The organism is Actinomyces sp. Z5 (assembly GCF_003287795.1).
Taxonomy (GTDB): domain Bacteria; phylum Actinomycetota; class Actinomycetes; order Actinomycetales; family Actinomycetaceae; genus Actinomyces; species Actinomyces glycerinitolerans.
Window position 1 is genome coordinate 15,344 of the sequence record NZ_QMIN01000073.1, and the last position, 14,593, is coordinate 29,936.

The 14,593-nt window shown below is 72.1% G+C and carries 13 protein-coding genes and 1 riboswitch; of the genes, 3 read left to right on the plus strand and 10 right to left on the minus strand.

All coding sequences use genetic code 11. From position 1 onward, the window contains the following. Positions 1-10 precede the first annotated feature (10 nt). From lnt to DRB06_RS10370, 6 genes are all read right to left on the minus strand, one after another. Positions 11-1,573 (minus strand): apolipoprotein N-acyltransferase, encoded by a 1,563-nt coding sequence (gene lnt, locus DRB06_RS10345; RefSeq protein WP_111819893.1) that lies wholly within the window; start codon positions 1,571-1,573, stop codon positions 11-13. Continuing rightward, positions 1,570-4,518: an RNA helicase gene (locus tag DRB06_RS10350; protein ID WP_111819894.1), complete on the minus strand. Its 2,949-nt coding sequence runs from the start codon at positions 4,516-4,518 to the stop codon at positions 1,570-1,572. Before DRB06_RS10350 ends, lnt begins: the two co-directional genes overlap by 4 nt. Positions 4,519-4,605: 87 nt before the next feature. After that, positions 4,606-5,442 carry a twin-arginine translocase subunit TatC gene (gene tatC / locus DRB06_RS10355; RefSeq protein WP_395994443.1) on the minus strand — a complete coding sequence of 279 codons (837 nt, stop codon included), beginning with the start codon at positions 5,440-5,442 and terminating at the stop codon, positions 4,606-4,608. Between the two features lie 130 nt (positions 5,443-5,572). Continuing rightward, a complete protein-coding gene (gene tatA, locus DRB06_RS10360) occupies positions 5,573-5,887 on the minus strand; it encodes a Sec-independent protein translocase subunit TatA (protein ID WP_073332233.1) in 315 nt (104 codons plus the stop codon). Positions 5,888-5,939: 52 nt separating this feature from the next. Next, the gene (locus tag DRB06_RS10365; protein ID WP_111819896.1) at positions 5,940-6,962 is read right to left on the minus strand and encodes a YafY family protein; all 1,023 of its coding nucleotides are present in this window, start codon (positions 6,960-6,962) and stop codon (positions 5,940-5,942) included. A gap of 1 nt (position 6,963) precedes the next feature. Beyond that, entirely contained in the window at positions 6,964-7,950 is a 987-nt protein-coding gene (locus DRB06_RS10370; protein WP_111819897.1) for a YafY family protein, read from the minus strand. 67 nt (positions 7,951-8,017) lie between these two features. On the opposite strand from DRB06_RS10370, the gene DRB06_RS10375 reads away from it, so the two are divergent. The 3 genes from DRB06_RS10375 to hisG are packed head-to-tail and all read left to right on the plus strand — an operon-like array spanning position 8,018 to position 10,429. Then, positions 8,018-9,259: a DUF3866 family protein gene (locus DRB06_RS10375; protein ID WP_111819898.1), complete on the plus strand. Its 1,242-nt coding sequence runs from the start codon at positions 8,018-8,020 to the stop codon at positions 9,257-9,259. A 4-nt stretch (positions 9,260-9,263) separates the two neighbouring features. Beyond that, positions 9,264-9,527, plus strand: coding sequence for a phosphoribosyl-ATP diphosphatase (locus DRB06_RS10380; RefSeq protein WP_073332223.1), 264 nt, complete (start codon positions 9,264-9,266; stop codon positions 9,525-9,527). A 56-nt stretch (positions 9,528-9,583) separates the two neighbouring features. Continuing rightward, positions 9,584-10,429, plus strand: coding sequence for an ATP phosphoribosyltransferase (gene hisG, locus DRB06_RS10385; protein ID WP_073332221.1), 846 nt, complete (start codon positions 9,584-9,586; stop codon positions 10,427-10,429). 6 nt (positions 10,430-10,435) lie between these two features. Here the strand turns inward: hisG and DRB06_RS10390 are convergent, their stop codons facing one another. From DRB06_RS10390 to amrA, 4 genes are all read right to left on the minus strand, one after another. Next, entirely contained in the window at positions 10,436-11,467 is a 1,032-nt protein-coding gene (locus DRB06_RS10390) for an ABC transporter substrate-binding protein (protein ID WP_111819899.1), read from the minus strand. A gap of 107 nt (positions 11,468-11,574) precedes the next feature. After that, positions 11,575-12,438 (minus strand): ABC transporter permease, encoded by an 864-nt coding sequence (locus tag DRB06_RS10395; RefSeq protein WP_083565889.1) that lies wholly within the window; start codon positions 12,436-12,438, stop codon positions 11,575-11,577. A 159-nt stretch (positions 12,439-12,597) separates the two neighbouring features. Next, positions 12,598-12,738: riboswitch (FMN riboswitch) on the minus strand. 367 nt (positions 12,739-13,105) lie between these two features. After that, entirely contained in the window at positions 13,106-14,233 is a 1,128-nt protein-coding gene (amrS, locus tag DRB06_RS10400; protein WP_111819900.1) for an AmmeMemoRadiSam system radical SAM enzyme, read from the minus strand. Then, positions 14,230-14,593: AmmeMemoRadiSam system protein A (amrA, locus tag DRB06_RS10405; RefSeq protein WP_111819901.1), on the minus strand; the 364-nt coding region annotated here is incomplete at its 5' end. The genes amrA and amrS, both read right to left, overlap by 4 nt.

Consider the following 14,593-nt stretch of genomic DNA (forward strand, 5'->3'; position numbering starts at 1 on the left):
ACGGTCACGCTCACCGCCGCCGACGGCGCAGTCGTGACACACCGGAAACCATACCGGCCGCGGCCAGCAGTGCGGCACCCAGCTGCGCGGCGAGCCCGGGTGCGGCCCCGAGCCGGTCGGCCACGGTGATGGAGGTGCGCAGCGGTACATCGGCCACGAGCGAGGCCTGCGTGTAGGCCTGGGTGCGCTGCTCGACGACGCCGCGGGGGTTGATGATGGCGGTCACTCCGACGGTGGAGACCTGCACCAGGGCGCGTCCGTGCATGACCGCTTGGATCCGCCCCTGCGCCAGCTGCTGTTCGGCCTCCGAGGAGTGCAGGAAGCTGGCGTTGTTGGTGGGGATGACGATCACCTCGCCGCCCTGCTCGACCCCGGCGCGCAGCGTGTCCTCATAGGCGACCTCGAAGCAGATGCCCATGGCCAGCGTGACGTCGCGGTCCTGAGCAGCGGCGTGAATGGTGAGCGTCTGTGGGCCCGTGCCGGGGGCCAGGTCGGTGCCGATACGGTCCACCTGGCGGGTGATGTGGCGCAGCTGCTCGCGCAGGGGAATGTACTCCGCGAAGGGCACCGGCCGGTGCTTGCGGTAGTACTCCCCCGCGCCGACGCCTGGCGTCCACACCACCATGTCGTTGTAGCGCACGCCCTCGGCGTACGGGACGGATCCGACTAGGATCGGCGCCCCCACCGCCTGGGCGGCCGCCTCCACCAGCGTCGCCGACGCGGGGACGTCGCGCGGGTCCAGGTCGGCGGCGTTCTCCGGCCAGATCACCACGTCGAGGGTGCCCCGGCCGACGGTCTCGGCCAGTGTCAGGGTCGCCTCGGCGTGGTTGCCGGTCACCTCCAGCGCCCGGTTGAAGGCGTCCTCGAACTCCTCGGCCACATTGCCCTGCACCGCGCCGACGCGCAGGGTTCCGTCCTGGGCGCTGCTCTCCATCGGCAGCGCCACCGGCGCGACCACCACGGCGCCGGCGAGGGCCGCGGCCACCAGCGCGTTGAAGGCACGACGGCGGCGCAGCGCATGGGCGGCCTCGGCCACGCCGGCCCCCACCAATGCAACCAGCGCGCTCAGCCCGACGATGCCCCCGTAGGCGGCGAAGGGCAGCATGGGGGCGTCGGCCATGGCGAAGGCGAGCCGGCCGAAGGGGAAGCCGCCCCACGGCCAGGACGAGCGCAGTTCCTCCACCCCGCACCAGATCACGGTGAAGGCCAACATGCGCGCCAGTAGGGCCGTGGCGGTGGGACGCTCCAGGTGGCCGATGCGAGAGGCCAACGCCCACGCGGCGCCGAAGGCCGCGAGGTAGAGCGACTCCACCGCCGTCAGCGCCACCCAGCCGACCGGGTTGCCCATGGCCACCGCCGTGAAGTGCAGCATCGGGGTGAACAGGGCGACGCCGAACACCAGCCCGAGGCCCGCCCCCGCCCAGGGGCCACGATCGCGCAGCGCCGAGGCCAAGAGGGCGAGCCCGAGCGGGGCCGCCCACCAGGCCCCGATGGGCGGGAAGGCGGCCCATACGGCCAGGCCGGCGCAGGTACAGGCCGGCAGTGTCAGCAGGTGGCGTGCACGGGACCTCATACGGACGACCAACTCACCACTCCTCGGTTGACATCGAGACAGGCCTCGGCGGCGGTCAGGGCCAGCCGGTTCAGGTGGGCCAGGTCTGAGCGGCCGGCGGAGTCAGCCGACCGGGGCGGCTCCCCCGCGCTGAGCGTGGCCAGCTGCCCGAGCACATCCAGCAGCTGCTTGCACCAGCGCACGAAATCCCCGGCGGTCAGGTCCGAGTCGGCCAGGATGGTGGTCAGATCGGCGCCGTCGGCCCAGTCCCGCACCGACCCGGCCACGGCGGGCTCGGCGCCGGCGGAGGGCTCCACCCGCTCCAGGGCCTCCAGGTTGCTGATGCGCCGGGACACGGAGAGCTCTTGGCGCAGCACCTCCCCCAGGCGGGAGCCGGGCGCGGTCGGCAGGCCGAGTGAGGACACCGCCATCCGCGGCTCGTACACGCAGGCCGACACCGCCCCCGCCAACTCCGCCGGGTTCAGGCCGTCCCACAGCCCCTGGCGCAGGCACTCGGCCACCAGCAGGTCCCGCTCGGCGTATACGCGCGCAAGCATCCTGCCGGCCGCCGTGACCCGCAGCTCGCCCTCGGGCCGATCCGCCTCGACCGGGACCAGGTAACCGAGCTCCAGCAGCACCCGGCACACGGCGTCGAACTGGCGGGCGATCGTGCCGGTGCGCCGATCCACCCGGGACTGCAACCGGTCCAGGTCTTCGCGCGCACGCACCCAGCGGCGGCCGATACGGGCGTGCTCCTCGCGGTGCGGGCAGGCGTGGCAGGGGTGGGCGCGCAGCTGGTGGCGCAGTTGCTCGAGGCGGGAGGCGGCGTCGGCGTCGTGGCGGTGGCCGCGGCGGGAGCCGCGCGCGGTGGAGGCATCCAGAGCGCCGGCGCGCAGCGCCTCTATCAGGCGCTCGGCCAGGCGCTCCCGCTGGTGCGGGCGGCGGGCGTCGAGGTCCTCCGGCACCGGCAGTGAGCCGACCCGGTTGACGCCGTCCGGGGTGCTCTCGGGGGTGAGGGTGTGCACCCGCTTGTCCTCGCCGACCACCGTCAGGTAAGGCTCCCCCGAACTCGCCGCATGCTGGGCGACGACGACGCCGTGCCGGTGACGCCTGCCGGTGCGGTACAGGACCACGTCGCCGCGCGCCAGTGCCCCCATGGACCGGCTCGCCTCGCGGCGGCGCTCGGCCCGGTTGGTGCGGGACTGGTCGGCCTCGGCGTCGGCGATGCGACGGCGCAGGAGGGCGTATTCGCCGAAGTCGCCCAGGTGGCAGGCCATCTGCTGCTCCAGCGTGTCCTGGTTCCGGCGCTTGCGACGGACCTCGGCGGCCAGCTCCACCACGCCCCGGTCGGCCTGGAACTGGGCGAAGGAGGACTCCAGCACCTCCCGGGCCCGTTCGCGCGGCAGGCGCCCCAGCAGGTTGACGGCCATGTTGTAGGTGGGGCGGAAGGCGGACACCAGTGGGTAGGTGCGGCGGGAGGCGAGGGAGGAGACGAAGGCGGACTCGGCCTCGTCGGTGGCCAGGACGACGGCGTGCCCCTCGACGTCGATGCCGCGCCGGCCCGCGCGGCCGGTCAACTGCGTGTACTCCCCCGGCGTCAGGGTCACGTGCGCCGAGCCGTTCCACTTGCGCAGCGACTCCAGCACCACGGTGCGTGCGGGCATATTGATGCCCAGCGCCAGGGTCTCGGTGGCGTAGACGACCTTGACCAGGTTGGCGGCGAAAAGCTCCTCGACGGTCTCCTTGAACACCGGCAGCAGGCCGGCGTGGTGCGCGGCCACGCCCCGGGTCAGTGCGTGCGCCCAGGCGTGAAAGCCGAGCACCCCCAGGTCGGCGGTGGGGATCTCCGCGGTGCGCCGGTCGATGATCTCCCGGATTCGGCGGGCCTCCTGTGGGGTGGTCAGGTCCACGCCGTGGGAGATGGCCTCCCGCACCGCGTTCTCACAGCCGGCACGGGAGAAGACGAACACGATCGCCGGCAGCAGGTCGGCGCGTTGCAGGGCACCGATGACCGTGCGGCGTGAGGGCGGGCGCAGGTGGGCGGTGCGGGCCCCGCCCTCGCCGCGGCGCGGTGGGCGGCCGCCACCGGCATTGCGCGACCACCGGCCCCCACGTCCGGAGACCGCCCTGCGCCCGCCACCGCGCCCATAGCCGCCCCGATGGTCCTCCCCGGCGGCGGCGCGGCGCGCATCCCTCACCGCCCGCAGCAGGTCGGGATTCAATGGCGGTTGGGCGGACGAGCGGGCCTCTCCCGCGGCGGATTGATCGGTGGCTGCGGACTGCGCCGGTGCCGAGTACAGGGGCAGCAGCCGTCGGCCCACCAGCATGTGCTGAGTCAGCGGCACCGGGCGGTGCTCGGAGACCACGACGGCGGTGCGGCCGCGCACCTGCCCGAGCCAGTCCCCGAACTCCTCGGCGTTGGAGACCGTGGCGGACAGTGACACCACCTGCACTTCTGGGGCCAGGTGAATGATCACCTCCTCCCACACCGGGCCGCGGAAGCGGTCGGCCAGGTAGTGGACCTCGTCCATGACCACGTAGCCGAGCCGATCCAGGTCGCGGGCCCCGGAGTAGAGCATGTTGCGCAGTACCTCGGTGGTCATGACGATCACGTCAGCGTGGGGGTTGATGGAGGTGTCCCCGGTGAGCAGGCCCACCCGGTCGGCGCCGTGGCGGGCGACCAGGTCCAGGTACTTCTGGTTCGACAGGGCCTTGATCGGGGTCGTGTAGAAGGCCTTGAGCCCCTTGGACAGTGCCAGGTGGACGGCGAACTCACCCACCACGGTCTTGCCGGCGCCGGTGGGCGCCGCCACCAGCACGCCCTCTCCGGCCTCTAGGGCCCGGCAGGCGTCATTCTGAAAGTCATCGAAGGGGAAGTCGTAGGTCGCAGCAAAGCGGGCGAGCTCGGTGCGTGACTCCGCTTGGCGACGGCGTGCAGCGGCGTAGCGTTCGGCGGGCGAGCTCATGGGGTAACCCTATGCGTAGCCCGCCACCGCTTCGCACGGCCAGCAGGTGCTTGCTTACGACGAAACGGCGGCGGGCGGGTGTGGTTCTCAGGCGGTGGGGACGGAGGAGTTCTCGGCCAGGGCCGCGTCCAGAGCGGCATCCTCCTCGGCGCGGCGCTTCGCCACGTTCTTGTCATGCCGGATGGAGATGAAGCAGGCCAGGAAGTACAGGCCGGTGATGGGGATCGCCATGAAGATCATCGACCACGGGTCCGGCAGCGGGTTCGCGAAGGCCATGAAGGTGAAGATGCCGACCACCGCCCAGCGCCACCCCTTGAGCATGGTGCGCCCCTTCATCACGCCCAGCCGGTTCAGGGCGACCAGGATCTCCGGCAGCAGGAAGGCGGCGCCGAAGGCCAGCACCAGCCGCAGCACGAAAGACAGGTAAATCGACGCATCCATGATGCCGGTGGAAGACGCCGTCTTCGGGATGAAGCCGGTCAGGATCACCGTCGCGCGCGGCATGATCCACATGCCCAGCGCGCAGCCGGCGGCGAACAGCAGCAGTCCGACAACGCCGAAGATCCAGGTGTAGGCCTTCTCCTTACGAGTCATGCCCGGGCCCACGTAGGCGAAGAACTCGTAGATCCACAGCGGGGAGGACAGCAGCACGCCGATCCAGATCGACACCCGCAGTCGCATGTCGAATGAGGACAGCATGGTGGAGAAGTTGATATTGAGCTTGGCGCCGCGGGCGTTGGCGACCTCGACCGGGTGAGTGATGAACTGGAACGCGGCGTCGTACAGGAAATAGCCGACGACCGCCATCACGGTGATGCCGATTGCGGAGATGAACAGGCGGTTGCGCAACTCGCGCAGGTGGTCCCCGATCGACATGATCGCCTCGGGGTTCTCCTTGCGCTTGCGGCCGGGCAGCTTAGGCATATGCGGCACGTTCTACTCCTCCCGGATGCTGGTGACCGTACGCACGCGGGACCGGGCGGGCCCGGTCCCAGCGGCGAGGTGAGGTGGACGCGCGGCCCGCGGCGCAGTCACGGCCCCGCGGGCCGGGGCGTCACTGCTGGACGGTGCCGTCCGTGTACGGCTGCGGCTGCTGCGGGGCGGCCGGCTGCTGGGGCGCCGCCTGCGGAGCGGTCTGACCCGCCTGGGTCGGCTGGGTGTAGTAGGTGCCCTGCTGCGGCTGCTGCGGAATCTGGGCCGGGGGCTGCTGCGCGACGGGGGTCTCCTCGTCTTCGCGGAGCTCCTTGACCTCCTTCTTGAACACCTTCATCGACTTGCCGATGCTGCCGGCGATCTCCGGCAGCCGGTTGGCGCCAAAGATGAGCAGGACGACGACAAGCAGGACGACGATGTGCGTGGGCTTGATCACGACGCAACTCCTTTCATGGGGCTCGCGACTGTAGATGAGCCCGCAGATACGCTCACGAGTCTAGCGTTTCGCCGTCGTCGGGCGCGCATCCGTTCGCCGGTGTTCCACCACAGGCGTATACGGCGGCCGCACTGTCCAGGGCGCGCTGGGCGGCCGTGGCCGCCTCGGCCGCGAGGTCGGTGGGAGCGACCGACCGGAGGTGACGGCCGGCGGACAGCACCAGGCCCACCAGCCAGGCCCGGTCCCGCCCCCGTATCCGCACGTGCAGTGTGCCATCCCGGTCGGTATGCAACACCTCACAGGGGATCTGCTCGACCAGCCAGCGGCCGGTCGGCTTGAGCACGAGCGTCGCCTCCACTGCGGCTGTGCGCGGGGCGCGGTGCGGAGCCCGGTGGCTGACGGCCGGCACGTCCAGGACCTGCGCCTGCAAAATACGGTCGATTCTGAAGGATCGCTCGGCACGGGCGGTCAGGCACCAGGCGCGCAGCGTCAGGTGAGTGCCGTCGCTGACCAGTTCGAGGGGGTCGACGTCGCGTTCGGTGCGGGTGTCGGTGGCGGAGACGTAGACCAGGTGCAGGCGCCGTCGCCCGGCGAGTGCCCGGCGCACGGCCGGCAGCACGCCCGCCGGTGCGGCCTGCGGCCCGGGAACCGCCGGTGACGCCGGGGCGTCCGCGCTACTCGAGGCGCCCAGGGCCCGGTGCAGGGCGCGGCGCGTCTGGTCGAGGACGGCCGCGGCGTCGGGATCGTCGGCCAGCACCTGCGCCAGCACGCCCAATGAGAGCAGCAGCGCGACCGCTTCGCGGTGGGACAGGCGCACGGGCCGGTCCAGGCCCAGCGGTTCGGTCAGGCTGAGCCGGCCGGCCTCGAGGGCTTCGGCGGAGAAGTCCACCAGTTCGTCGGGCAGGCCCCCGGGCAGGCCGGAGACCCACAGGGTGTCCACATCCCGGCGGATGGTCTGCGCGGTGACGCCGAAGTGCGCGGCCGCCTGCTCCAGGGTGGCGCCGTCGTGCTCGGACACCCAGGCGGGCAGGGCGAGCAGCCGCACCAGCCGGTCGGTGGAACTGGGGCGGGCCATGTCAGTGCCCCTCCTGGGCCGGTGGGGGCCCGCCGAGGGCGGCCACCGCCCGCAGGTGCGCGGCGACGTCGTCTCGCAGCTCGGACGGGGACAGGACCACGACCGCGTCGGCCAGGGCGGCAAGCGTCCCGGCGAAGGAGAACCGGTCCGTGTAGGTCACATGGATCTCGTCCCAGCCGGCCGGTCGGCGCGCCGGCGCGGTAGCGTGCGCGCGGGCGCGCAGTTGCAGGGCGCGGCCGGGAGCGACGACGAGCACCGCCTCAACCCCGGCGGGGGCGGGCGCGGCCGGGGCCGGGAAGGCCTCGGCCGCGGAGATCACCGACACCGGCCCGACGATGCGAGCCAGCCGGAAGGTGCGCTGCTGGCCGGAGGACTGGTCCCGGCCGTCCAGATACCAGGCGCCCTCGCTCATGCGCAGCCGGTGCGGCTCCACGATGCGAGCCCCCACTCTCCCGGAACTGGCGGAGGCGTAGTCGAAGCTCACGCGGCGCCGCTCCTGGACGGCGCCGGCCAGCTCGGCGGGCACCTGTCCACCGGAGATGTCACTGCCCAGGTCAATGCTCAGATCCGGAAGCGGCGCGGGGTCGGAGTCCGCGGCGACCGCCCGCATCTTGGTCAGTGCGTGCCGGGCCGCGGGGGTGAGCGCCCCACTGCGCCAGGCGGAGGCGGCCAGCTCGACAGCGGCGGCCTGCGCGGCCGTCAGCGTCAGGTCGGGCAGCGTGTAGTCGGCGTCCGTGATGCGGTAGCGGGCGTCCTCGCCCCGGCCGATGGTGGTGATCTGGATGCCCAAGTCCCGCAGCACGCCCTTGTCGCGCTCGAACATGCGCTCGGCGGAGGCGCCGCCGTCGGCGTCATAGCCGGCGACCGTGCGGGTGATCTGTGTGCGCGTCAGGCCCACGGCGGTGTTGCGCAGTGCCAGCAGCAGGTTGACCTGCCGTTCCTCGGCGGGGATGGCGGCCGGAGCGGGGCGGGATGCGGGTTGGGGCACGGCGCCAGCGTAGGCGCTGCGGCGGTGCCGGTGCGGGTGAGACACCCGGGTGGCTTAGGGTGAGGACATGATGTGGCGTGACGCGAACGTGCTCGGCGTGCGGCGGATTTGGGGACGTCCCGGCAGGCGCTGCGCGGAGGTCGAGGCCCGGATCGTGTCGGCCCCGCCGGGCGCCGTCGTGCTCGGCGACGGCGAGCCGTGCCGGGCCGTCGCCTACGAGTCCGTCACCGGCCTGCCCGAGCCCGGCGAGTGGGTGCGGCTGGAGGTGTCCGCACTGGCCCGCGGCCTGGGCACCGGCGGGCACGCGATGGTGACCGCGCGGCCGAGCGTGTTGCCGGCCGATCCGGCGCCGGACGGCCACCTGGTCAAGGCCCGCTACATGCCCGACCAGGTGATGGTCACCGGCGTCGATGAGCAGGACACTCCCGCCCATGCGCTGCTGTCCGCCCCGATCGAGGACCTCACCCTCGCGGGCACGCCCGTGGTGATCGCCGACCTGCACTCCGCCCTGCCGGCGGTCCTGGCGGGCCTGCGCGCCCCGCTGGAGCCGGACCGCGACGCGGCGGCCACGCCGTCGCGGCGGCGCGAGCTGCGCGTCGTCTACGTCATGACCGACGGCGGCGCCCTGCCGCTGCCCTACTCGCGTACGGTCGCCGCCCTGCAGGAGGCGGGGCTGCTGGCCGGCACCGTCAGCGTCGGGCAGGCCTGGGGCGGGGATTTGGAGGCCGTCAGCATCCACAACGGCCTGTTGGCGGCCCGGCTGGTGCTGGGCGCGGACGTGATCGTGGTCGCCCAGGGCCCCGGCAACCTGGGCACCGACACCCCCTGGGGCTTCTCCGGCGTGGCCTGCGGCGACGCCGTCAACGCCGTCGCCGCCCTGGACGGCCACCCGGTCGCCTGTCTGCGCGTGTCCGAGGCGGACGGCCGCGCCCGCCACCGCGGTATCTCCCACCACTCCCTGACCGCCTACGGGCGCGTCGCCCTGGCCGCGGCCGACGTCGTCGTTCCTCGCCTGGAGGGCGCCTTCGGGCGGCAGGTGGCCGAGCAGGCCGCCGCCCTGTGCGCCCCGCGCCGGCAGGGAGCCACGCACCGGCTGGTGGAGGTGCCGGTGACCGGGCTGTTCGGGGCCCTGGCCGCCATGGAGCGGGAGGCCGGCGTGCGCCTGAACACCATGGGCCGCGGCCTGTCCGAGGACGCCGCCGGCTTTCTGACCGCGGCCGCGGCCGGCCGCCACGCCGCCCGGCTGGCCCAGGCCCTGCCCGCGGCCCGGGCGGGCGCGGCGACCACACCGGGGGCTGCACTACGCTGAGCCCATGAAGACTTTCGAGGACCTTTTCGCCGAGCTCAAGGACAAGGCCGCCACCCGCCCCGCCGGGTCCGGCACGGTTGAGGAGCTCGACCGCGGTGTGCACTTCATCGGCAAGAAGCTGGTGGAGGAGGCTGCCGAGTCCTGGATGGCCTGCGAGCACGAGTCCGACGAGGCCGCCTGCGAGGAGCTCAGCCAGCTGCTGTACCACACCCAGGTGATGATGCTCGCCAAGGGGTACACGCTCGAGGACATCTACCGCTACCTGTGACCGGCCCGCCGGGCCCCGCATCGACCCACCAACCACTCACCACATCAAGGACCACCGTGCTGCGCATCGCCGTGCCCAACAAGGGCTCCCTGTCCGAGCCCGCCACCACCATGCTCGCCGAGGCGGGCTACCGCACCCGCCGTTCCGGGCGGGAACTCGTCCTGGTCGACGACGCCAACCAGGTTGAGCTGTTCTTCCTGCGTCCGCGCGACATCGCCGTCTACGTCGGCCAGGGCACCGTGCACGCCGGCGTCACCGGCCGCGACCTGCTGCTGGACTCGGGCGTGGAGGCGATCGAGCACCTGCCACTCGGCTTCGCCCGCTCCACCTTCCGCTTCGCCGCGCCCGCCGGCACCATGAGTACGCTCGCCGACATCGAGGGCAAGCGGGTGGCCACCTCCTACGACGTGCTCGTGCGCAACTTCCTGGCCGAACAGGGAATCAATGCTCAGACCGTGCACCTGGACGGCGCCGTGGAGTCCTCCGTGCAGCTGGGGGTGGCGGACCTGATCGCCGACGTCGTCGAGACCGGGTCCACGCTGCGTGCCGCCGGCCTGGAGACCTTCGGCGAACCGATCCTGGCCAGTGAGGCGGTGCTGATCACCACCGAGCAGTACCGCGACGAGCCCGGCCTGGCCACGCTCGTACGCCGTCTGGAGGGGGTGCTGCGGGCCCGCTCCTACGTGCTCGTGGACTACGACATCCCCATGAACCGGCTGCACCTGGCCAGCGAGATCACCCCCGGCATCGAGTCCCCCACCGTCTCCCCGCTGCAGAACCCCGACTGGGTGGCGGTGCGGGCGATGGTCCCCCGCAAGGACGCCAACCGCGTCATGGACGAGCTCTACGCCATCGGCGCGCGCGCCATCCTGGTGTCCTCCCTGGTGGCCTGCCGACTGTAACTATGTTCAGACGGTGAGCAGCGGCTCGCAGACGTCGTCGGAGGTCACGGTGGTCTCACCGAGCAGGCCGCGGCCGGCCAGGAAGTCGATGGTCTCCCCCACCTGCTCCGGCACCAGCGCGCCCACCACGGTGTTCTCGCTGGGCCGCACCAGCTCACCCGTGGCCACGGCCACCTCGCGTGCATTGTCGGCCTGTGCGGAGTCGACCAGGTCGGGCACGTACTCCTTGGTGGCCTCCACGGCCGCATCGGGGTCATCCACGAACTTGGTCATCCCGACGGCGGAGGCGGTCACCACCTCCTCCAGCTCGGCGCGGCGGTCGGCCAGCACCTGCGGGGTGGTGATCAGGGAGGCACCCAGCAGCGGCACCTCCTCGCCGATCGCGATGATGCGCACGGGCATGCCGTTCTGGGCGATCTGGACGGCGTCGTTGTTGGAGAAGCCGGCGATCGCGTCCACCTTGCCGCTGGAAAGGGCGGCCTGCTGGGTGTAGCCGATCTCCTGCACGTCGACGTCGTCCTCGCTCAGCCCGGCCGAGGACAGCGCCACCAGCACCGAGTACCAGGTCTCTCCCGTCTTGCCGGGGGTGCCGATCGTCTTGCCGGCCAGGTCCGCGAGCTGGGTGATGTCGGACTCCTCGGGGACGATGATGCAGCCCGGGTAGCGCTGGTAGTAGCCGCCGATGATCACCAACTCATTGCCGTTGGACGCGGCCACGATGGCCTCGTCGCCGCCCGCCACCACCACCTGCTCGGTCCCGGCCAGCAGTGCGTCGAACTGCCCCTCCTGCTCCCCGTGGTGGCGCAGGGAGACGCCCGCCGCATACTCGCCGTCGGCCAGGGCCAGGTAGAAGGGGGCGAACTGTACGTTCGGGGTGTAGGTCATGCCGATCACCAGCCCGGAGGCGTCGGCGGTGGCGGAGGCCGTCGCGGTCCGGGCGCCGGTGCCCGAGGCGCAGGCTGCCAGCAGCCCGGCGGTGCCCGCTCCCATGGCGGTCAGCAGCGTGCGGCGGGTCAAGCGGGGGGTGAGGGCGGTCATGGGGGTTCCTTTCGGTGCCGTGCGGCGGTGAGGGGAAGCGGGCGGGTAGAAGTGGGGATAGTTGGAATCGGTTGGGAGCGGCGTTCGCACCGCGGCGGGGCGGGCACTCAGGTGGCGCGGCGCCCCCGCATGGAGGCGACGACGCGGCTGCGGCGCTCCAGTTCATGCAGCACCCAGTGGATGGTGGTGGCGATGACGCACAGCACCACGATGGTGGAGAACAGCCCGGTGGTGTCCACGGTCTGCCGCTGGGAGGCGAGCACCATGCCCAGGCCCTCTCCGCCCATGGTCATCTCTCCGATCACGGCGCCGGTGACGGACAGGGTGAATCCCGTGCGCAGGCCGGACAGAATGGAGGGCAGTGCCATGGGCAGCTCCAGGTAGATCAGCATGGACAGCCCGTGGGCGCCGTCGAGCCGGGCGGCGTCGATGACGTCGGCGTCCAGGCCCCGCAGGCCCAGCAGGACGGTGACGGTGATGGGGAAGAAGACCATGAGCACGCACAGCACCACGGTCGGCACCGTCCCATAGCCGATCCACACCACCAGCAGCGGCGCGATGGCGATGGCCGGGACCGCCTGGGAGGCGGCCACGTACGGCAGGACGGCGCGGGAGAAGCGACGGGAGTGGTACAGGGTCCAGGCCAGGGGCAGCGACAGGGCGGCGGCGGCCAGGCAGCCCAGCAGCGCCTCGCGCAGTGTCACCCAGGTGTATCCGGCCAGGCCGCCTTGGGTGAAGGCGAGCACCAGGCGGCGGGCGACGTCGCCGGGGCTGGGCAGAAAGACCGGCGGGATCAGCCCGGCGCGGGTGATCGCCCACCAGGCCAGCAGCAGCACGGCCCCGAGGGCTGCCGGTGGGTTCAGCAACGGTCGCAGCAGACGGGACGATCCGGTACGTGGGCGCCGCGGCGCGCGGGCAGCCTCACGGTCGGCCACGCCGAGGGCGGTGCTGGCGACGGTGGCGCTGGTCATGCGCGGTGTCCTCTCCGGCTCCCCCGGAGCACCCGCCCCGGGGCACTCCGGGGTGACGGGCGGTACGCGCGTAGCACCGCACGGCGCGGGGCCGCTGCCTACGGCCGGGATGCGCCCGCATGGGAACGCACCACGATCCGCCGACGCCGGACGCTCGCCACGTGTCTCCTCCCATCCGGACTTTCACCGTCGGTGCCGGAATTCCACCGGCTCAGCCGACCGCACCCACCCTGCGGGTGGACACAACCGGGTCGCGGACTGTCACCGCCGGTTCGGACTTTCACCGACCCCGGAGCACGTTTCATGCACCACCGACATTAGTGGCTGGTCGCAGCAGTGGCAACCCTGTTCGCCTGAAACGGGCGGGAGTGTGATACGTCTCAGTGGCGGCGTATGCCGGCGGTGACACGGTCCATGAGGGCCAGCACATCGGGAGCACGCCAGGCACGCCGACCGGGGGCCACCTGATAGCTGACCACGATTCCCGCCTGCTCCAGGCGTGCCAGCGAACGTCTGGCGCTCTGCGGAGAAACCTTCAGTTCCTGGGCGGTGGTGGCGACGTCAAGGACGGGATGGCGGACCAGCAGGCATATCTGTCACCCTCACCGAAGTCTTTTCCACTTACCGGGATAAGTGTAAAAGGATGCGGGTTGCGGGTGCGCGCCGCTCACCAGCCCGTCGGGGCCAGGCGCCACGGGAATGCTGCCGTGCCGTCGCCGGGATCGTCGGCGTCGAAAAGGCCGGGCAGCCGTCGCCCGCAGTGCCGGCAGCAACCCGACGCATCCAGCTCGTAGGTTTCCACCGTGTAGCCGCGGCGGACGATAACCGGGGCGCCGCAGCCGGGGCAGTGCGTGGTCGCACCATCCGCGTCGCGCACATTGCCCAGGTACACGAAGTGCAGCCCCGCATCCAGCGCCGCGCGGCGGGCCCGCCGAAGCGTCGCCACCGGCGTCGGTGGCCGGTCCAGCATGCGGTGGGCGGGGTGGAAGGCCGTCAGGTGCAGCGGCGTGTCCGCGCCCAGCGCGCCGACCACCCAGGCGGCGAGCCGACCGACCTCCTCGGGCGAGTCGTTCAGGTCCGGGATGAGCAGCGTGGTCAGTTCCAGCCAGGTCGAGGTGTGCTCGCGCACGCGCACCAGCGTGTCCTGCACGTCGCGCAGCCGCGCCCCGGTGATCTTCCGGTAGAAGTCCTCGGTGAAGCCCTTGAGATCAATGTTGGCGGCGTCGACGGCGCCGAACAGTTCCAGCCCCGGTTCGGTACAGATCCACCCGGCGCTGACCGCGTAGGCCAACAGCCCGCGCTCGTGGCAGGCGTGGGCGGTGTCGATGGCGTACTCGGCGAAGACCACCGGGTCGTTGTAGGTGAAGGCGACGGCGCGGGCACCCAACCGGGCGGCCTGATCGACGATGCTGCCCGGCGGGGCGTCCACGCTGAGCACCTCGATGGAGCGGGCGGTGGAGATCTCCCAGTTCTGGCAGAACTTGCAAGACAGGTTGCAGCCGGCGGTGCCGAAGGACAACACCGAACTGCCGGGGTGGACATGGTTCAGCGGCTTCTTCTCCACCGGGTCCAGGCACACACCCGTGGACCGGCCGTAGGCGGTCAGCACGATCCGCTCCCCGCTGCGCCGACGCACGAAGCAGAAACCCCGCTGTCCCTCCCGCAGGCGGCAGTGCCGCGGGCACAGGTCGCATTGCAGCCGGCCGTCCGGCAGCGGGTGCCACCAGCGGGCCGTGTATCCGGCGTCCCCACCCGCCGCACCCGGCCTGGAGGCGGGCGGGGCGGAGGCGGTCACGGCTCCTCCCAGGCGCGAACCCGGTAGGTCTCCACCACCAGGTCCGCATCCCAGAAACCGGCCGGCCAGCCGGCCTTGCGCTTGAGTTGGCGCAGGAAGTCGGCCGGGTCGGGCAACTCATCCCACACCTGCGGCAGGAAGGTGGCGCGCCGGGCCCCCAGCGACAGCACCACGCCGTCGATCCCCGGGCGCAGGCGACGGCGCACCTCCTGCTCATCGTGCGCATCCATGACCTCGGGCGTGGTGAGTACCGACACCTCCAGGTTCAGAGCAGGCAGCTCCATCGCCGTCACGGGCGGGAAGCGCGGATCGCGCAGGGCGGCGGCCACGGCGTTGGCGACGACGTCGTCGCCGAGCGAC